General features: G+C 41.9%; 11 protein-coding genes. 5 read left to right on the forward strand and 6 right to left on the reverse strand.

The genetic code is table 11. From position 1 onward, the window contains the following. Positions 1 to 6: 6 nt before the first annotated feature. From MUCPA_RS36250 to MUCPA_RS18840, 5 genes are all read left to right on the forward strand, one after another. Positions 7 to 1,611 carry a PAS domain-containing protein gene (locus MUCPA_RS36250; RefSeq protein ID WP_008508564.1) on the forward strand — a complete coding sequence of 535 codons (1,605 nt, stop codon included), beginning with the start codon at positions 7 to 9 and terminating at the stop codon, positions 1,609 to 1,611. A 132-nt stretch (positions 1,612 to 1,743) separates the two neighbouring features. Continuing rightward, positions 1,744 to 3,129, forward strand: a complete 1,386-nt coding sequence (locus MUCPA_RS18825) for a LutB/LldF family L-lactate oxidation iron-sulfur protein (RefSeq protein WP_008508565.1) — start codon at positions 1,744 to 1,746, stop codon at positions 3,127 to 3,129. Between the two features lie 88 nt (positions 3,130 to 3,217). After that, complete coding sequence (locus MUCPA_RS18830) at positions 3,218 to 3,514, forward strand: Dabb family protein (protein ID WP_008508567.1); 297 nt, start codon at positions 3,218 to 3,220, stop codon at positions 3,512 to 3,514. A gap of 294 nt (positions 3,515 to 3,808) precedes the next feature. Further along, entirely contained in the window at positions 3,809 to 5,683 is a 1,875-nt protein-coding gene (locus MUCPA_RS18835; protein ID WP_008508569.1) for a transglutaminase-like domain-containing protein, read from the forward strand. Between the two features lie 6 nt (positions 5,684 to 5,689). Then, positions 5,690 to 7,906, forward strand: coding sequence for a DUF3857 domain-containing protein (locus MUCPA_RS18840; protein ID WP_008508571.1), 2,217 nt, complete (start codon positions 5,690 to 5,692; stop codon positions 7,904 to 7,906). A gap of 192 nt (positions 7,907 to 8,098) precedes the next feature. Here MUCPA_RS18840 and MUCPA_RS18845 read toward each other — a convergent pair whose 3' ends face one another. The 6 genes from MUCPA_RS18845 to MUCPA_RS18875 all read right to left on the reverse strand — a co-directional run bounded on the left by MUCPA_RS18845 (position 8,099) and on the right by MUCPA_RS18875 (position 20,687). Then, positions 8,099 to 9,007 carry a BT_3044 domain-containing protein gene (locus tag MUCPA_RS18845; RefSeq protein ID WP_008508572.1) on the reverse strand — a complete coding sequence of 303 codons (909 nt, stop codon included), beginning with the start codon at positions 9,005 to 9,007 and terminating at the stop codon, positions 8,099 to 8,101. Between the two features lie 87 nt (positions 9,008 to 9,094). Next, positions 9,095 to 11,083, reverse strand: a complete 1,989-nt coding sequence (locus MUCPA_RS18850) for a RagB/SusD family nutrient uptake outer membrane protein (RefSeq protein ID WP_008508574.1) — start codon at positions 11,081 to 11,083, stop codon at positions 9,095 to 9,097. Positions 11,084 to 11,094: 11 nt separating this feature from the next. Continuing rightward, positions 11,095 to 14,190 carry a SusC/RagA family TonB-linked outer membrane protein gene (locus MUCPA_RS18855; RefSeq protein WP_008508577.1) on the reverse strand — a complete coding sequence of 1,032 codons (3,096 nt, stop codon included), beginning with the start codon at positions 14,188 to 14,190 and terminating at the stop codon, positions 11,095 to 11,097. A 52-nt stretch (positions 14,191 to 14,242) separates the two neighbouring features. Beyond that, complete coding sequence (locus MUCPA_RS18860; RefSeq protein WP_008508579.1) at positions 14,243 to 15,547, reverse strand: IPT/TIG domain-containing protein; 1,305 nt, start codon at positions 15,545 to 15,547, stop codon at positions 14,243 to 14,245. 1,028 nt (positions 15,548 to 16,575) lie between these two features. Then, positions 16,576 to 16,932, reverse strand: coding sequence for a 6-carboxytetrahydropterin synthase QueD (gene queD / locus MUCPA_RS18870; RefSeq protein WP_008508581.1), 357 nt, complete (start codon positions 16,930 to 16,932; stop codon positions 16,576 to 16,578). A gap of 593 nt (positions 16,933 to 17,525) precedes the next feature. Beyond that, complete coding sequence (locus tag MUCPA_RS18875; protein WP_008508583.1) at positions 17,526 to 20,687, reverse strand: ATP-dependent helicase; 3,162 nt, start codon at positions 20,685 to 20,687, stop codon at positions 17,526 to 17,528. Positions 20,688 to 20,787 lie beyond the last annotated feature (100 nt).

Below are 20,787 nucleotides of genomic sequence, written 5' to 3' on the forward strand. Positions count from 1 at the left end.
ATTATTTTGGCGAAAAAAACGGTTCATGATAAAGCTGGCGATGCCCTGTCGCGATTGCGAAAAGAGGCCGAAAAAGCCATATCAAAAGTGGGTGGGATACCGACTCCCGAGTTTTCGTCGATGGAGGTTAGCGATTTGTTGCATAACATACAGGTGCAGCAAATTGAGCTTGAGATGCAAAACGACGAGCTCCGGATATCAAACGAGCAACTTGAACTTCAGAGAGCCAAATTTGCCGGGCTGTTTGACCTGGCCCCGGTTGGTTATTTTATATTGAACCATTTTGGTATCATTGAAGAAGTAAATGCCATTGGGCTGCAGATGCTGAACGTTACCAAAAATTTAGTTATCAATAGGCGGTTTCAAAATTTTGTTTATTTAAACGAGACTGAAATATTTTCGAGTTTTTTACAGAGCCTGCGCTTTTCTGATTACAAGCATAGCTGCCAGATAACCTTACAAACCTATGGTGGCGATACGTTTCACGCGCAACTGGAAGGGATCTCGACACCAAAAAATCCCGGTGAAAATATCCGGTTTTATATTGCTTTGTTTGATATTACCGAACGTACTAATGCCGCGTTAAAACTGAGCAACGCAAATGAGCGTTTAAATATCGCGCTTAGCTCATCAGCCGCCGGCACATGGGAAATTAACCTTAAAACCGGCGAAATATTTCTGGATAATTTTAGCAGGGACATTTTCGGCTTTCAGGATGAACAATTTGACGGGCGCTCCGAAACTTTTTTAAGCGCGATTTATCCCGACGACCGTAAAATGGTGGAAGAGAAACTGCAGGAGGCTTTAAGTCTGGAAAAAGAGTTGGATATTGAGTATCGCGTAATTTGTCAAGCCTATAAAATATGCTATGTGGCCGCCCGAGGGCACGTGGGCTATAATGAACAAACTGAGACGCGTAATTTTGTAGGCATTTTAATTGATATCAGTCAGAAAAAGCAATTGGAGCACGAGGCTGACGAGCTCAGGCTGAGTCAGCAAAAAAATATTATGGCAGCTACGCTGCAAGCCCAGGAGAACGAAAGAAAAAGGATAAGCGAAACATTGCACGATAGTGTGAGCCAGTTGCTGTACGGCATTAAACTGAACCTTCAAAACCAGCATCCGGAAAACGACCAGTTAAAAAAGGTTAACCAACTAATTGAGCTATCGATACAAGAAACCCGTAATATCGCTTTTGAACTGGCACCTTCCGTTTTAACTGATTTTGGCTTAGCCATCACTATCGAAGAGATGTGCAAGCGGTTAAGCACGGCTACTTTAAGTATTAAAGCCACCTTAGCCGGCCTAATGCAGAGGCTGGATCCGGCAATGGAAATCAGCATTTTCAGGATCGTTCAGGAGTTGGTTAACAACAGTATCAAACATGCTCAGGCAACCGTTATCAACATTACCTTACTAAAAAAAAACAATCATATCGCTATTGAAGTTATTGATGACGGAAAGGGATTTATATATATTGAAACCCACAGAACCTATACTGGTTCGGGACTGTCGAGTATTAAAAACAGGTTAAGCGTGTATAACGGTACATTGGATATTGACACCATGCCCGGCAAAGGGACTAAAGTTTTAATTGGATTGAAGGAATAGCTGGTATTGTTGAATTTGCAAAGGGATTTCATCATCAAAGCCGATGATATCAAATAGATCCCGGCAATCGTTAAAATCCCGATCAATAATAAATCATCCAATCAATAAAAAATAATAGCTAATTTCGCTAACATGACAACCATTGCGGAAGAATTTGTAGTTTCGTCTGAGAATAAGGTATTTGATACAGATCACCGCCGTATTATTAATTACAATATCGGCAAATATGACGTGGCTGTTAAGAAGGGATTATCCGCTTTTAGTAACCTGGAGCATGCAAAACGCAAGGCGCATGTAATTAAATGGAAAGTAATTGAAACTCTCGACAAGGTTCTGCCAGACTTTGAAGCCAATTTTCAAAAGCGTGGCGGCAAAGTGATCTGGGCGAACGATGCCGAAGAAGCGCAGCGCGAAATTCTGGCTATAATGCAAAGGGCCGGAGCAAAAACTGTTGTTAAATCAAAATCGATGGTTACCGAAGAAATTCATTTAAACGAATTTTTAGAAAGTAACGGCATCGAATCGCTCGAAACCGACCTGGGCGAGTATATTGTACAATTGCTGGGCCAAAAGCCTTATCATATTGTTACCCCGGCTATGCATCTGTCTAAGGATGATATTGCCAAATTGTTTAATGAGCGTTTTGGCACACCCATAGATGCTACATCAGAGCAGATTGTACTGAAAGCGCGCGAACTGCTAAGAGAGAAATATTTAAAAGCGGATGTCGGCATTACCGGGGCCAATTTTTTAATAGCCGATACCGGCAGCATCGCCATCAGTGAGAACGAAGGTAATGCCCGTTTAACTACTACATTCCCTAAAATACATATCGCCATCGTAGGTGTTGAGAAGGTTATCCCCTCTATTGCCGATCTTGATTTATTTTGGCCCATGCTGGCTACCCACGGAACAGGGCAAAACCTAACGGTATATAACACGATATTGAGCGGCCCGCGCCAGCCGGATGAAACCGATGGGCCCGACGAAATGTATGTAATCTTGTTAGACAATGGCCGCACCAAGTTGCTGGCTCAAAAAGAGCAGCGCCAGGGTTTATACTGCATCCGTTGTGGTGCTTGTTTAAACGCATGCCCCATTTATAAAAATGTAGGTGGCCATACTTACAATACACCTTACAGCGGCCCCATAGGCTCGGTAATAACGCCCCACATGCGTGGGATGGAAGATTTTAAACATCTTAGCTTTGCATCGAGCCTTTGCGGACGCTGCTCTGAAGTTTGCCCCGTAAAAATTGATATCCATAAAATGCTGCTGCTTAACCGGCGAGACGCGGTGAAAGATAAACTGGCCGAACAAAAGGAAGAATGGGGTTGGGTCGTATGGAAAAAGGCGATGCTGAGCCGGAAGCTAACGGACTTTTTGGGTGGCGGAATTAAAAATTGGCTGCTTAAAACCTTCTTCAAAAAAACGTGGGGGCAGTTTAGGCAGATGCCCAAAGTAGCAGCAAAATCATTCAGCAAACTTTGGCAGGAGCGTAACAAACCGGAAAGCTAAAAGGACTGTTTGCGCCAATAAATTTGTTTGTAAAAGCAAGCCTCACAGTGTTACGGCTCAATTTGTATATTTGGTGAAAATAAATTCAATGATAGCACACCACGTTTTATTCTGGCTAAAAGCCGATACCTCCAGCGAGCAGAAAGCAGCATTTTATAAAAGCCTGCAAACGCTTCAAAATGTCGAAGTTGTTAAAACATTCCATATCGGCACACCGGCACCTATAGAGCGCGCCGTTGTAGATACCACCTACACCTTTAGCCTGATTTTGTTTTTTGACGATCTCGCCGCGCACGATATTTATCAGGTACATCCATTGCACAAAGCTTTTTTGGATGAGTTCCGTGTGTTTTTCGATAAGGTGGTTATTTATGATGCCCAGTAAGGCATAATCCATCTTGATTTTTCCTGGTAGCCTGTAGCTTACGATGGGTATTATACGGTCGGGCTGTGGGTTATCAGTTGTTTTGCGTTCTAAATTCTCCTCATAGATGTTAAACTAATCAGCAATGTGATTAGTGTTTTTGTTGTGCTTTCATGCTATCCGCTGCTTTCGCTTAATAAATAACTTAATGTGGTACGTTAGGCCCCGGTCAGTTTATCAAAATCATATTGAAATATATTTTAGTTCAAATAATGCTTTTATTATATTAGGGAACTTACAATCTGCCTTAATACAATGTTTAAACTTGCATTCGCGGTAACTACTATTCTTTTTTTCGGGGTGCTTAATGTGCTTGGCTTACCCAAAGATAAAAACGTTACCATCTCTTCTTCCAACCAGAGTTACGAGTTTGTTTTCAATGCTAAGACCCAGCAAGTTGAGATTAAACAAAAATTAATTACCAATTACTATTGTAATGGTTTTAGGGAAGTTATCCCCATAACCGAGATGTATAACGACCAGGTTTCTATCGACGATGTAGATTTTAATGTGGATGGCAGACGCGACAGAACCATTAAGCCCGAATACACTTATTACAAAATAAGGGATGTTTTTTACTCGGACGAACGCGTTTGCTACTTCCCCCTCGCACTCGAAAAAAAAGGAGCTACCGGCAAGGTTACTTTTGAAGAGACCGTTAAAGACCCTAAATACTTTACGAGCATATTTTTCCCCGAACATTACAAGGTGCTGCATAAAGAAGTTACGATTAAAATACCGCGCTGGATGAAGGTTGATATAAAGGAGTTAAACTTTGCCGGAGCAGATATTACCAAAACAACCCGTTACGATAGTCATAACGATGCGGATGTTATTACCTTCACCATCAATAACCTTGCCGCCGAAGAACAGGAAGATAATAGCCCGGGGCCAACTTATGTTTTACCGCATCTGCTTATTCAATGTAAATCGTCGTCGGCTAACGGTAATCAGGTTACCTATTTTAATGAGCTGAAAGATCAATATGCCTGGTATCATTTAATTACAAAAGATATGGGCAATGATAAAGCGGTGCTAAAGGCTAAGGCTCTGGAGATAGTAAAAGATAAAACCGCCGATATGGATAAAATAAAGGCAGTGTTTTACTGGATGCAGAAAAATATCCATTACCTGGCTTTTGAAAATGGCATGGCAGGCTTTAAGCCCGAAAAAGCCGATGAAGTGTTAAGAAAAAATTATGGCGACTGTAAAGGTATGGCACATTTAACTAAGGAGTTGTTATGTGCCCTCGGTTATGATGCCCGCCTGTGCTGGATAGGCACCAACCACATCGCTTATGATTATAGTACGCCCTCGCTCGCGGTAGACAATCACATGATATGCGCTTTGATTTTTAAAGGGAAAACATACTTTTTGGATGCTACCGAAACTTACAACGGTTTTGATGAGTACGCCGAAAGAATACAGGGACGCCAGGTTTTAATTGAGAACGGCGATCAATATATCCTGACACATGTACCCGCTACAACCTTTGCGCAGAACCTGGATAGTGAGAAGCGCCGCATCAGCATTGCCGGTACCGATATCCAGGGAATAGCAGAACATGTATGGAAGGGTGAGGAAAAGGAATACATGCTCGGAAATCTCAACGATATGCAAAAAAACAAATCGGGCGAGGCGCTGGATAAGTACCTGTCAAACCGCAATAGTGATTACGTGATCAGTAACCTGATAACATCGGATTTAAACGACATCGATCGGGATTTAAGCATCAGCTACACCTTATCTTTTAAAAATGGTGTTTCGCGCTTTGGTAAGGATTATTATGTTGATATGGATCAAAGGAAAGAGCTGAACGGCTGGAACATTGATACCGCCCAGAGATCAAACGATTACTGGTTTGATTATAAAATGAACATCAGCCGCCAAACAGAGCTAACGGTGCCTGCCGGATACCGGGTTACATCCCTGCCACCAAACCTGGCTATACAAAACAACAATTATGAGTTTACCATACAATATAGTAAACAAAATGATAAAGTGCTTTATAAAAAGAGCATCGTTTTAAAAAACACGCGTATTGCAAAATCGCAATTCGCCCTGTGGAACAACGATATTGCCAAGCTTACCGAAGCCTATAACCAACAACTTGTTTTAACCGCCCAATAAAATTTCATGAAAATTTTTACCTTATCATTTTTATTCTCCTTAGGTGTTTGTATGCAGGTATCTGCACAAAACAAAGACAAAGATCTAACTTACGCGCAGAAGGCCGCAGATGTTAATGCCAAAGTATGGGGCGATCAAAAGCCTGCATTTGATATTAAAACCATCCCTGCCGGTATGGAAAAGGAAAGCGCGGTTATCATTGCCAAATATACAAACGTGGAGCAGTCGTCAAACAGCCGCCTTAAATTTGCCTTTGCCAGGACTACCAGCGCAACACGCACCAACCGGGTAACCACTTATCGCGAGCGGGTAAAAATAAACGACAAAGCCGCGCTCGAGGATTATGCAACTTTATCGTACCAAAAAAGCCTTGATAAAACGCAAGGTTTTATCAATAAAACGTACGACAAAAAAGACAATTACATAGGAGCTAAAATTATAAAGGCCGATGGACGGGAGATTATAGTTAACACCAGCGAAGAGGTACTTACCAAAAACGAAACTAAAGATAAGCAAGGCAAATTGGCCATACCGGGTCTGGAAGTTGGCGATATACTGGATTACTATGTTTGCAAAGTGGAAATTGTTGAGGATTATGCCGCAAAGGGCGGCAACAGCAATTACTTGTTTGTGCTAAGGGGGGAATATCCCATTCTTAATTACGAGTTAAGCCTGCAATATAACAGTAAGGTTACCGTGCATTATATTAGTGCCAATAAAGCGCCTGAATTTAAAGAAAGTACAACTGATAACGGGGATAAAGTTTACAATTTAAAAATGACTAATCTGCCTAAATACGAAGGCCAACTTTGGACTTCTACCCTGAGGCAATATCCGTATATTGAGCTTAGCGCCAATCTTCAAACAAATCGGGGAATATTTTTCAGCAAGAAAAAAGATATATCCAGAATAGATGAAGCTGTGCAAACCTATGAACTTTTTTTTTCTACGGGTAAAAGGTACGTTTATACCGATTACAAATCGGCCCTTAAAAAGTATTACGATTCAGCCAAAGAGTTTAAAGCAGCTCCTTTAGATAGCCTGATGCGCATTCTGTACGATAAGTGGAAATATAACATGTACATTGTTGCTGTTGATAATGACAAACAGGTATATGTAGGCACCGAGAGAAATAAGATCCGTTTTCCTAACCGGTATGCCGTAATGGAAATTGCGCATACCTTGTTTGACATGGAGGTAGACTTTGATGTACTTTTAGCATCATCTCGCAACAGCAGTTCGTTAGATAACGTTTTTAATGAAGGAGATCTGGATGCCATGATCAGGATCAATAATGGCAGTAAACACCTGTACATGTGTTTTGACGACATATTTACCCAGTTTAACGAAATCCCGGAGATTTACCAGGGCGAGGAGGCTATAGTGCTGTCGCCCAAAAAACGCAACTTTGATAATTTTGAATTAAGCCACACTACCATACCGGTAACACCAAGTAAAGATAATTATTCGAGTAGCAAGCTGATGGTTTCATTGCTACCCTCGAATATGCAAAAGGTAAAAATTGAGCGCACGGTTAATGAAGCTGGAGCTTTGAGAGATAACCAAGCCGATTTATTATTAACTGCAGATATTTCGCCTGTGTTGAAAACGGCGTGTTTTCCGGATGTTAAAAAAGAGAACAAGGTAAAAACAACCAAACTGAGTATTGAAAGAGCCAATGCCAACGTTAAGGCAAGAGAGGAACTGGCAGATAACTTTAAGAACGAAATATCGGGCGAGTTTGGCCAGGACCCACAAAATTTAACTGATTATAAAGTAACCAATGTTGGTGTTACCAGTGCATCGCCTGTTTTTAGCTATACCGGAGCATTTGAGATGGATAACTTTGTAAAACGCGCCGGCAATAATTATATTTTGGAGGCGGGCAAGTTAATGGGCGCCTACACTAAAGTAGAGGATAAAGAAAGGCAGAGAAGCGTTGATGTTTATATGCCAGCAGCCCGTACATTCAGTTATGATATCAATATTTCCATCCCGAAAGGTTACCAGGTTAAGGGTTTTGAGGAATTGAACCATACCAGTAAAAATGATGCAGGCTTATTTACCGTTGTTGCAGGAGTAAAAGGTGATATGTTAACTATCAAATTAACGAAGATATATAACCATAATTTTGAGAAAGTAGCTCAGTGGCCACAATTACTGGAATTAATGGATGCTACCTATACTTTTAACACACAAAAGGTTTTGTTTGAAAAAATATAAAGAGTAAAAAAAGAATCCTTGGGCCTACTCAGTCGGCCAGGTAAGTAGCCATGCCTTTTTTTCTGATCAGATCACATCTTGAAATATCTAATATTGAAAACGCCAAAGCCCATCATATTCAGGGCTTTGGCGTTCTTGGTTTAACAGAGGTAGCTGCGAATTATGTTCCAGCAACAAATTGTAAATCCAGGGTTAACTACCCGTGCTATTTCGTTTAAACGTTCCGGTAAACTGATAAACCACTCCTGAAACCGTATAATTATAAGTTATCGTAAAAGTGCCTGTTTTCGGATCGTACTTCCCTGAGCCACCTGTTAAAACCAAGGTCCCATAAGGGGTAATAGTTAAGGTATTGTCGTCATTAACTTTTACCTTTACACCATACGGAATAGCATTGGTTACTGCTTCGGCATTTGAAAGATGATAGAAGCGAACGGTGTTGTAGTCCAGTGCCTTCATCACTCTTGGAAGGGATAAGGTTACGGTATCACCGGGCCCGCTCGTACCCAATTTATAGTACTTCCCCTGTACCTGGTAAGTGTTGGAATAGGCATTGGTGAGTGCGAATGAAATCATCAGCACCGTATCGGTTTTCCTGATCGAAATATAATTGGGGTCTGATACCGATGAAATTTTAACCGTTACCGCATAAAGTGAGTCGGGTTGCAGATTAGCTGTTTTAACCCTTAAAGCAGTAGTGCCATAAGTTTCGCCTGCATTAACTTTCACCGTTTTGTTGGGTATGCTGTAAAATGCAGGATCCAGCTTTTGATACTTGATGTCTGTAGTTTTATAAAGGTACAGAAAATTGTATCTCGCTATATTAGCCGTTCCGGCGTCTGCCAGCGTTGCGGTTATATCACGATCAATATTCTGGCTCCCCGAAGTGGCTACGGAGATATCGGCTATCTGTTCCTGATCGGCCGTTTGCGAATAGGGTAGGGTCATGATAGAAAGCCCCCCATTATTTGAATTGTTTGCTCCTACGATGTATATCTGTTTGATATACTGTTCGTTGTCGAGTGGGTTTTTTTTCTGGCACCCACTAAAAATTGCCGATAAGGCAATTAATGGGATTATGATGATGTCTAATTTTTTCATTTCTATAGATTTTAACCGGCAAATACCAGGCTCATAGAGCCATTGCCTGAGCAGCTTTTTTAATTAATTAACTTACAGTGGCAACTATTACCAGCCTGGGTTTTGCACTAACTTGGCATTTTTGTCAATTGATTCCTTAGGTATGGGCCAGAAGTACATTTTAAAGCTCCAGGCCCTGTAAGTCAACGGTTCGCTTATCGTGGTTGGCGTATAGAACCTATCTCTTTGCGTGCTTGTTGTTTTTACATTCATACCGGTAACCGGTTTGCTATAGGCCGTTGGCGCGTCTAACCATCGTCTCAGATCGTGATAGCGGCGGCCTTCGCAGGCAAACTCAACTTTCCTCTCTAACTTAATCGCATTTCTGATGCTCTCCTGGCTGGCTAACTCTGCTGTAGATAATCCCGGCAAACCGGCCCTAAACCTAACCCGGTTAAAGGCAGATTTTATTTCTTCAAGATTTCTGTCTACTGTAATGCTGGCGTTTACATCTGTATATGAGCTGTTCAATTCATTTAGCGCCTCAGCATAATTCAAAAGAATTTCCGCGTATCTGAAAATCGGGAAAGTTTTATTGGTAATTGCAGCGGTAGCCTGCATGTTATCAAACGGATGATTATACTTGATACAAGTGTATCCGGTATGATTATAGTCATTTGGATAGTTAACAGTAGGAGCCGCAGTGCCATCGGAGTAGTAAGTTACTTCGAGGTTTTTGTAGGCGCCGGATCCGGTGTAAGATGTGCCCTTCCAATAAGAATGGCAAAAGCCGATAGTGGCATAAAAACGCGCCTCGCGGTTATTGTACATTTTTGCCGTGTTTGAAACTAATTGTACATCAGAGATGTTTTTAGCAGTTCCGATAGGCTGATAGGCGGTGCTACTGCCTGGGTAAGGAAATGTGGTGCTTGAGTTATTAATATCAAAGCCGTCCTTCATTTTATATGAATCAACAAGATCCTGGGTTAGGTTTAAGCCATTTCCGCCTCCCAATTGCGCAGGGGTAGACAGCCATAAGGGCGAATCGCCGGCGGTTGGATTAACCCTGGTGCACCAGATCACTTCGCGGTTACTATTGGCCGGTACCTCACCTATAAAAGTATATTTATAGGAGCGATACGGATCAATTCCACCGGCACCGTTGGGGTAGGCTGCCGTAGGCACGTTGTAAGCTAATGGGTCGGTGTCGGCACTAATTGGATAGGTATAAAGTTCGTAAAGCCCTGTTTGCATAATACGTTTTGCCATTACAGCTGCCTTTCCCCACTTGGTATTATCCCTCGTTTGCGAAATAAATGGTGTGCCATCCGATTTTTTCCAACCCGAATAGGATTGATTGCCATTATACATTGGGCTTGCCGCCTCCAATAGCAAACGGGAAAGAGTAGCAAGCGCAGCTCCAGACGTTGGACGATAAATATCTGACAAGGCCTCTTTTGTTGCAGGTAAATAAGTGGCCGCCAACTCCATATTCGTAATTACATAGTTCACACAATCATCATAGCTGTTTCTTTCCTGGGATAATTCTGTGGTGTTGGAGCTAACGTCCAAAACGTTATCAGGCGGAATCACAGCCGGGCCATATTCCTGTAACAGCAGGTACATAAAATAACCTTTAAAGAAATACATCTCGCCCAAATACTGCCGTTTTGATGTGATAGACAAGCCCCTTGTCTGGTCAATTTTGGCAATAACCGTATTGGCTTTCCTGATCCCTTTGTACCATGTGCTATAATTGTTGAAATAGCTGTTGGCCGTATATGGCGTAATCTCGCCAAGCAACAATTTAATACCAGCATGACGATCATCATCCCAGGAGGAAAAATTCTCATCTGAAGACCCCTGGAATGGCGACCAGGATGATGTCCATAACTTGTCCTCATCAGGAAGATAGGAAGCGATACCATTAACATACGTTAAAAGTTTATCCTGGTCAACAAAAACACTATCGATGTTGGTCATATCGTATAGGTATTCATTCACATTAAGATAATCTTTCTTGCATGAGTTTAAGCCGGTGCAAATAATACCTGTTATAAACAAGAGCGCGAATAGTATGTGGAGTTTTGATTTCATCTGAGTGCTTTTTAAAATGATAGAAACATTTGCAAAGTGTACATTCTTTGCAGTGGGTAAACGGCGCCGTTACTGGATGCCTGTTCCGGATCCCAAAGTTTAACTTTATCCCAAACGGCCAGGTTGTCGCCAACAAAACTGAAGGTAGCCGAACTGATTCCATAACGTTTCAGGAATGGTGTTTCCCAACGGTAGTCTATTTCTGCATTTTTGAGCCTCAGGAACGAAGCATCCGCCTGCCAGAAAGTTGATGCCTGGTTATTGTTGAGGTTCTGTCCATAAGTTAGCCTTGGAAAACGGGCATTCGGGTTTTCGGTGGCTGTTGTGCCTGAGTAAGAAGCAGGTGTCCACCTGTTACCTTGATCGGCTACGATGCTGAGCACATTTCCTGTAGTTCCACCTTGAAAAGGATAATAACCGTCTCCGCCAAGGAAATAGCTAACTTGGTTTTGGCCGGTAAAGAAGATATTAAACGTCCATTTTTTCCAGGTTAACGAAGCAGCGAAACCATAAATTACACGCGGTACGTTTGAATAGTTCAACGGGACAACATCGTCGTTATTAATTACGCCATCGCCATTAACATCCTTGTATTTGATATCTCCGGGCTGATAATTGTTGGTGAAGGTTTGTATGGGGCTGTTGGCTATATCTGCCTGATTTTTAAATAAACCCAAAGCGATAAGCCCGCGCTGTACACCGTATGGTACATCGGTGTACGATTGATAAGGGTAGCTTATGCCTGTTTGCTCCCAGTGCGTAACCTTGTTTCTGGCAAAAGTAAAATTACCCCTTAAATTCAAAGTAAAATTTTTCCCCAGCGGTTGCAGGTAGTTTAAGTTACCGTCGGCGCCCCAGCTGTCCATTGAGCCAACATTAAGATACGGGGCTTGCGCTACCCCAACCTCATTCGGAATAGTTACCCTTTGTTGATAGATATCCTTGGCCTTAGTCAGGAATCCGTCAATTGTTAATTCGAATTTTTCCTTCAGGAATTTTACATCGAGCCCTAAATCGTATTTGGTTGAAGTTTGCCATTTCAGCCCATCAGTACCAACTTTACTTTCGGTAAGGGTTGTACCCCAATCGTTGCTGCCCGAAGTTAAGATGGTTTGGTATGGAAATCTTACCAGCAGCCCGTTAGAGTTGGTTATCTGGGAGTTACCAACTTTTCCCCATGAACCCCTGATTTTAAAATAATCAATAAACCGCAGGTTGTTTTTTACCCATTCGTATTGCGTTGGGATCCATCCCGCGGATAGCGCTGGGAAAAAGCCATATTGATCACCCGGCTTAAAAGTTTCAGACCCGGAATAGCCTGCGTTTGCCTCGAACAGATAGGTGTCTTTATAAGAATAAGTTACCCTCCCTGAAAGCGCCTGGTAACGCAGTGGAATGATGCTCATGTAAGGAAGCTCGTAGGCTGTAACAGAAGAGGTGATATCCTCTTGCCTGTAAACGTGCACCAAGCCGGTAAAAGTGTGATCTTTGTTAACTACTCTGTTATAGTTTAACTGCCCCTCAATATACATTTGGCGGGTAATTAATGAACTTTGTGAATAGCCTGCATCAGAACTGGCCACCGTTCTGGTAGTGATTAAGCTTCCATCGTTTGCCCTGCCGTTAGCAATATAAGCCGCTTCGCCTATTTTGCCGTGAGTGGCCGTGTTGGTTCCATAAAACGTCCATGAGAATAAACCCTTCGCTGTTAAACCAGGTGTTATAAACTGAAGGTCTTGCTGTAGGCTTAACTTCGCGTTCACGGTATTGGAATTTGTTTTTTTGAAACCTGTGTAATTTAGCAAGGCGTAGGGCGAAAGCGAGGTGCCCGAGCTGCCAAACGCAGCAAGTTGGCCGTTTGAGTACCTTAACGGTATGCTCACAGGGGTAATGGATGCTTGTGATGTCCATAAATAGCTATTGTCAGAGCTATAGGCAGGAGCATTTTGCAGCACGATGGCATCATCCAGATTCAGGGCCAATTTGGTTGTTTTGGTTAAATCGATATCAATGTTTGCACGAAAGTTGTATTTATTATAATTGGTGTTTACATCATATTTGTTGGCCGACTTGTCCTGGTTGAAGATCCCCTCCTTGTTCATGTATCCCAGGCTCATATAGTAACGTGCACTGGTGCCGCCGCCCGAAGCGTTTAAATTATATTGGCTATATCTGGAGTAATCTTTCAGGATCACGTCGCGCCAATTGGTATTGGGATACAAATCGGGATCTAAACCACTTTTGAAAAGCGTAACCTCTGTGGGGGTATATACCGGCGTTAAACCCCTAACTACCCGGGCCTCATTGGCAAGTTGTGCATAAGTGCCTGCATCTACATAATCAGGCATCCTGGCAGATTGTGTGAGGGTGCTGTTTGCCTTAAAGTTGAGCTTTAAATTACCTGCTTTTCCTCTTTTTGTGTTGATCACCACAACGCCGTTCGCTCCGCGGATACCGTACACCGCCGTAGCAGATGCATCTTTTAGAACGGAGAAGCTCTCGATATCTGATGGATCCACATTATTCAGATTTCCTTCTACACCGTCAATCAGGATCAATGCTGATGAACTCGCTCCAAAGGTGCTGATCCCTCGTATCCAAAACTCCGAAAAATCGTTGCCCGGTTCACCACTGCGTGTTACTGAAACAATGCCCGGAACGCGGCCACCGAGCATGTTACTCAAAGATGTTGCCGGAACTTGCAGATCTTTTACATTAATGGTACTTACTGCGCCTGTAGTAGTAATTTTACGCTGAGTACCTAAGCTCACTACCTGCACCTCATTAAAGCTTGTTATTTTTTCTTTAAGTACAATTTTAACTTTTTCTTTGGATGCTCCAGGGGTAAGCTCATACCGTTCATAGCTAATCATTGTAAATACAATGGTGCTGTTTTTGTCAATATTCGCTATACGGAACCTACCGTCCATATCCGAGGTGGTTCCCGTTTTCGGATTGGCTTTTAGGAAAATTGTTACGCCCGGAAGCTCTTTTCCCTGTTCATCCATTACAGTTCCCGTTATGGTGATTTTGGAGCTATTTTGAGCCAATAAGCTGGCATTAAAACTGACTAAAAAAATAAAAATCAGGTATACTATTTTTTTCATGAATTCATTTTTGCTAAATGTTTTATATTATTAGATTTTAAAGTACCTGCTACTATTCAATTGCAAGCTTGCGGATGGTACATCCCCAACTTTCTCCAATAAAGATGTTATCGTTATTGTCTGTCTGGATGCAGTATGGATAATTGAAAGACGACAACCTGGGTACACCGTTTGCGCCCCCGAAAACACCCGCAATACCCGCTATAGTAGATACATAGCCAGATTTTCTGTTTATTTTTCTGACGAGATTAGTGTTTGAATCGACCACATAAATATTCCCCTCGCTATCCGTGCAGATTCCGGCTATCGAATTAAACGATGCTGTGTTTTTCGCTGCATCCAACTGACCCAAACCGTTAAAGCCGGCGTACGTTTCTACGGTTTTACCGTCTTTGCTCACCTTATAAACCCCATTCAGACTTTGTACTGTAAGATAAAAGCAATCGTCTGTTTTGCTGTAGCATAGGTAGGAGTAATCTGTTCCGCCAGCGGTACCGCAGGTAGGGTTCAGCACCTGGATATTTGTTGGATTGGCAATTTCAAGCCTTCCAAAAACTCCATTCTTATCTCTGAAATACAACCACTGTTCGGTATCGTCTAAAGCAGCCGAAAAAATTAACCCTGCTGCTGCGGGAATCTGCGCTGATAGAATTTGGGGCTGCCAAAGGTTGCTTTTGCTATAAGCATAAACTTTATGTGGTGCGGCCCTGCCGATTGAGTACATTTTGGTACGGGCCGCGTTAAGAGCAGGTTGTGTACCGTCAAATCCTGTTTGTAACGTGCTGATCTTATTGTCTGTTACAGAAATGTAGCGCACACTGCTCGAGAGGGTCTCAAAACTGATTAATTCATCATTGCCCAGCGCAGCAATTCCAAATGTTCGCTGTATCCGGCCATCAGAAAGGGAGCCATTGATTGATCCGGCCACACCCGTTACACCTACTATATTAGAAACACTCTGCGCTACTGTGTATTGGAAAGTTTTTTTTGCAATAGTTGTACTCGTACCAATAATTACTTTAATATTATTGATTCCGCCGTTTTGCTTAGGTACCAGGCAATAAATAATTTCATTGTTTACCCCGACAATTGTGGCGGCTCTGTCTTTTTCATTGTCGGTAAAAAAAACTTTGATGATAGATTTGTCTGAGCCGAAGTTGGAGCCGAAAATCACAATTTTTGTCCGGATGCCGCCCGAATCAGGCGTAAACGAATTGATCAGAACAGGTAAATTGGGATCGTATTTAGTTTTGCTCGTTGTTCCGCTTTTTTTACAGGCGAAAATAAACGAGATCAAAATAACTGGTAGTAGGCCATACCTTATAGCCATCCCTGTTTTTTTTAAATAATTGTTCATAATGGTTATTGGTTTAAATAATAGTGCAGTTGAATACTATGTGGTGTTTTTCTTCGTTCAACTTATCTTATTGTCTTTTAACATGCGTTAGCATCAGGTTTTGATATAGGCCCTTGGCAAGGAATTATTTGTGTGGCTTATATACTGTTGCTAATAATTGATATAGGATGATTGTTGTGGTTTGTAAAAGCCTTTGATTTTGAAAAGCTGTTAGGGTGATGAACCTTGAAGTTGTGAGGATTTTTAAGGAATTTTCATTCATATTATATTGGTTTACATTGTTTTGTGGTTATAATTCCTTTTTATACCGCATTTTAAATTTTATACAAGCATCAGTAACCACCGCGAAGCGTGTGGTAAGTTTGCATTATTTAAAATTGACAAGGTCAAAGTATCCATAGTTTAGATGACGATATGTCAAATCGACACTTAAGCAGATTGGGCAAAAAATCCCAGTTCCAAGTGAATGATTCTCAAAGAAGTCAAATAACTTAAGCCTTGTCTTTACGGTATTGGTTATCTTTTAGTCTATCTTATTCGACAACTAATTATTTATTATAATTGGTATTATAATTCAAATATGAGCTAACAAAATGGAGTTAACGGGGGGCTAACTCGTACTTTTAAGGGGGGTAATTCGAATAAACAATCTATACCAGACTGTATGTGTTCTGCTTTAATTTAATCTTTAATATATAGAGATATATGTAAGATTCATATTTACAGATACTTGCGTTTTGGGATTCCTGCAATTTGCCGCCTAACCATTAACTATATATAAAATTCTATCAATAAATATCTTGGGATAGTATCTGCCAGTGCTGCTTTGCCTGACTATGATGTGAAATATTTTTTTTAAGGCATACGTTTTGCAGCCGGGTAGCTTTTATCCATCTGTAGAATCTTTTGGTACTAAGGGGCATGGCTATCAACAACTTCCATCCTTTCAGCGAACATTAGTTCAATACCCCTTCAGTATCGTTTAATAATCAAAAAATTAACGGTCAATTCGGCTAATAGCTTGCCCCTCAATCACCCTCATAAATCACTCCTGATGTAGGTGTTTCCTTCAACTCTATTTTACTTAAAGCGGGGAGTTCAGGTTTGATTTTTTTCCACAGCCATACAGCCAATAATTCGGCAGTAGGATTTTCTAAGCCCTCTATATTATTCAACATGGCATGATCAAGGGTTTCAATAATTGGTTTAACCACACTCGTCATATCACCAAAATCAAATACCCAGCCCTCTTGTTCCTTAACATCACCTTCGGCGTAAACCGTGAGGTGATAAGTATGGCCGTGAATGGCTTTGCATTTATGCCCATCAGGTACACGCGATAAAAAATGAGCGGAATCGAAAGTAAACTGTTTGTAGAGGATCATAAAAATAGCTCGTCTGGATAAGGTAGTTGCCTAAAGGCCTTTCAACCTTATTCACATATTTAAGTGAAAATTAAATGGCCAAATAACCGCAAATACTGCGGCTTAAAATATGACGATCGTCATTAACTGGCCAATTGATACAATTTTAGGGATGGCAGTAACTGGGGAGAGTAAGTTTATATTGCCTTATAGTTATCGGCTTTAGTTTTATAAAAGTTGTTTTTTAAGTCAGAAAATATGCGCGTGATGAGAAAATAAGGAGTCTAAATCAGATTAACAAGCAATATCAATCACATAGAATTAATAGTCCGGTATTTTTATTTGTTGAATAGGGTCTTGAAATGGCTGATTCAAACAAGCCCATGTCCCTGATTCCATCACCCCCTCCAAATCGTTGAAGTAGTATCCGATGGATTTTTTGAACTTCGGCTAAATGTTGGTTATTATTTAATCAAAGTCATTCATACTTAACCAGGAATTCCGATTTTTTTAACTCAAGACTCCGGACTAAGTACTCCTGACTTAATTACTAATCGTTTGTATTGCCTTTAGCCCAGAGTTCAATGTTTTCGGCCACTGGCTTAAACAATTTTTTAAGATGCCTCCTCCTCCTGCATCACATCGCCTACCTGTTCAAAATTACTTCTTACAAAATGGCACCAGTCGCATTCCTTTTTGCCGCAACCTACGCTAAACTCATGGTTTAAAATTTTCTGGTAAACTGTTTTAATTTGTTCCCCTACCTGTTGTACATCCTGTGGCGTTATCACAACCTTTTCTTTATGATATTCGCCTTCGCTAATGGGTTCTACAAATTCAAATTGGGTACTTATTACGTCCCAATCGTTGGTGAGGTCATGGTCTATCAATATCTTATAAAAAACTGCCTGACGCCAGTAATCGCCGCCGTTAGGGTCACCACCGTTAGGGCGGTCAAACTTCGACCGGGCATTTTTAAACTTGCCGGTTTTATAATCTACCACGTTTACCTGCTTGCCGTTAAACTCAATCTTATCCAGGTTACCCTTAATCGGGATGCCTTCAATCTCCACGTTTTTTATAGCCTTTTCGGTAATGGCGTTTTTATTCCATACCTCAATATTTTGTTCGTAATATACAGGTAATATGCGCTCTCCATATTCCAACCTCAGCTTATAGTCTTCTTTGGTGAACGAGTCGCGGTTGCGGCGCATATACCAGCGGTAGTGGTCCATAAATTCCTGAGTTAGCGGGAATTCGTCGTTATTGTCTTTCAGATTTCTGAAAGCCTTATTCAGAGCCCAGTGTACCGCCTGCCCAAAGGTAGCTGCCGGACTTTTGCCCGATGGAACCCGGATCAGGTTCTGGAAATAAAACCTTAGCGGGCAGTCCAGGTAATTGCTCAAGTGCGTTACCGATAAAGTATAACCCTGTAGCAACTGGTTAATATAGTTTTTATCTATCAGTTCTACCTTAGGCTTATCGGCTTCGCTGAACTGGGTTGAATAAAAATCCAGCATAGCATCTTCGCCCACCTGGGGGTGTTTTACCTGTAAATGCGTTTCGGCTAATATTTCGCCTATAAATTGCGATGCTTCCTGGTCTTTACCGTTTTTATCCTTACCTGCGTACGATATCATCAGGCATTGCCTTGCACGGGTAAGCGCCACATAAAACAATCTTCGCGATTCTTCCTTTTGGGCGATATCATCTGCAGGGGCCTGCGTTAAAGTATCCGGATAGCTAAAGCCCATGTTACGGCCCTTGCCATCCCATATTTTTTTACTGCAGCCAATTAAAAAAACGTGCTCAAACTCTAATCCCTTAGAGCCGTGGGCTGTCATAAAGTTAACACCGTTTTCGGTGAAGATTACCTGGTTCAATTCCAGGCTGATTTTATTTTTCTTCATCAGGTCGATAAGGGCTACAAAATCGGCAGCGCTGATATCCGGTTTTTTGCGGCTCTCATCTTTCAAAAAGTTGAAGATGCTGGTGAGAATCTGCATATACCAACCTTTGTTGGGTTGCTGCATAATGTATTTGAGGATGCCCGTTTTGGCTATCATTTGCTGAAAGAACTGTTGCAGCGTTAAGCTTACAGCGGCTTTAAGCAAGTAATCTACATTGCTTACCAGGTACTTCATTTCCAGGTTGGGCACCGGGTCAAATAAACCGGTTTGCGTAGGTGTGCGCATTTCGGCAATGTGCCTGCGCAAGGATGTTTTTGATAAGCCGCTTTTATAGGTGCCGAAATTATCTTCAGACACCTTGATGCTTGCTTTGGCAATTTCAATGGGCGGTATATTGAAAAAATCATAGTGCATAATCTCGAAAAGTAACTCATCGCCGCTATAAGGCGAATCGAGCTCCATGGCCAGGTACCGCAAAATGTTGATGATCTTTTCGCCGAAGGGCTCCTCAATGATATTAATTTTCCGTTTGGTGCTTACCGCGATATTTTTTTGGTCCAGAAAGTGCACCAGCTCATCTACCTGGCTATGGTTGCGGTAAATTACTGCTATTTCGCCAGGCTCTGTGCCCTTGCTAACCAGCTTTTCAATCTGCATAGCCACATCTACCACTTCCTGATCGGGATTGGCATACTCCTGGATAGTTGGCTCAACTACCAGATCCTTAAACCTGGGATGTGCGGCCTGCAGGTTTTTATCAAGTGATAACTGCTTGGTTAGCCGCTCGTTGTTATTATCGATCAGCACTCTTGAAATATCAAGAATATGTTGGTTAGAACGGTAGTTATGCTTTAAAACAACGGTATTAAGCGTGGCTACGTAATCATTGGCAAAATCCAATATGTTTTTCATGTTGGCTCCCTGAAATTTAAATATCGATTGATCGTCGTCGCCAACTACAAACACGTTAGGTGTTTCCCAATACGCCAGCATAAACTTTAACAGCTCGTTTTGCGAACCGCTGGTATCCTGAAACTCATCAACCAGGATGTATTGATAACGTTCCTGGTACCGGCGCAAAATTTCCTCATCCTCCCTAAAAGCTTTCAATACCCAGATAATCATGTCATCATAATCATACTTGCCGTCGCGCTTCATCTTGGCATCGTAATTTTGATATTCGCTTACGGCTGCCAGTAAACTCTTCATCTTCTCGGTAGCGGCGTCAATATCCTTTTGCTTGGGGTCGCCAATTTTAATACCGGCTTTGGCATTGGCACGTTTGTATACAAACTCATCGCGAAAAGGGATATCGGTCAGATATTCTTCTACAGCCTTCTGTATCATTGCCACGCCCCAGCCCTCACGCTTCATGGTTGAAAACAAACTCTTCAGCCGTGGCACATCGTAGTATACGTCGCCTGTAAAACGCTTCAATACATGGTCGTTCGGCAAATCATCCACCAGCTCGCGAAAAAGCAAGGCAGCATCCAGATCCGACAGGGGCTCCAGGTTCATCTTGCCAAAATAATCCAGGTTTTCCTGTATCACTTCGTTACAAAATGCATGGAAGGTATAAATATTTACCCGGTAGGCATCAGGGCCAATAAAATCGAATAAGCGCTTGCGCATGGCTACGGCACCAGCATCGGTATAAGTGAGGCACAAAATTTCGTGCGGGAGGGCATCGGTTTCGGTTAGTATTTTACCTATCCGTGCGGCCAATATTTGCGTTTTACCGGTTCCGGGGCCGGCAATTACCAGCACAGGCCCATCCATTTTATTTACGGCGGCCAGTTGTTGCGGATTAAGATTATTGAGCGCCTCCTGAAATTTGGCGTTGTATTTTTGATGTGCAGATTGCATAGCGTAAATTTACGAAGATTAGTCGGGAGTGGGAAGTTCACACAGCGTTCCGCCTGGATATACGCCTGCTTTTCGTAAGCTACCGTTTCCGCCGCAGCGT

Origin of the sequence: Mucilaginibacter paludis DSM 18603 (genome assembly GCF_000166195.2) — a bacterium.
GTDB classification, from domain to species: domain Bacteria; phylum Bacteroidota; class Bacteroidia; order Sphingobacteriales; family Sphingobacteriaceae; genus Mucilaginibacter; species Mucilaginibacter paludis.

Excerpts from the sequence above, each read along its gene's own strand:
- MUCPA_RS18825 (WP_008508565.1), top strand. The coding sequence starts at position 1,744 with ATGACAACCATTGCGGAAGAATTTGTAGTTTCGTCTGAGAATAAGGTA.
- MUCPA_RS18830 (WP_008508567.1), top strand. The coding sequence starts at position 3,218 with ATGATAGCACACCACGTTTTATTCTGGCTAAAAGCCGATACCTCCAGC.
- MUCPA_RS18835 (WP_008508569.1), top strand. The coding sequence starts at position 3,809 with ATGTTTAAACTTGCATTCGCGGTAACTACTATTCTTTTTTTCGGGGTG.
- MUCPA_RS18840 (WP_008508571.1), top strand. The coding sequence starts at position 5,690 with ATGAAAATTTTTACCTTATCATTTTTATTCTCCTTAGGTGTTTGTATG.
- MUCPA_RS18845 (WP_008508572.1), bottom strand. The coding sequence starts at position 9,007 with ATGAAAAAATTAGACATCATCATAATCCCATTAATTGCCTTATCGGCA.
- MUCPA_RS18850 (WP_008508574.1), bottom strand. The coding sequence starts at position 11,083 with ATGAAATCAAAACTCCACATACTATTCGCGCTCTTGTTTATAACAGGT.
- MUCPA_RS18855 (WP_008508577.1), bottom strand. The coding sequence starts at position 14,190 with ATGAAAAAAATAGTATACCTGATTTTTATTTTTTTAGTCAGTTTTAAT.
- MUCPA_RS18860 (WP_008508579.1), bottom strand. The coding sequence starts at position 15,547 with ATGAACAATTATTTAAAAAAAACAGGGATGGCTATAAGGTATGGCCTA.
- queD (WP_008508581.1), bottom strand. The coding sequence starts at position 16,932 with ATGATCCTCTACAAACAGTTTACTTTCGATTCCGCTCATTTTTTATCG.
- MUCPA_RS18875 (WP_008508583.1), bottom strand. The coding sequence starts at position 20,687 with ATGCAATCTGCACATCAAAAATACAACGCCAAATTTCAGGAGGCGCTC.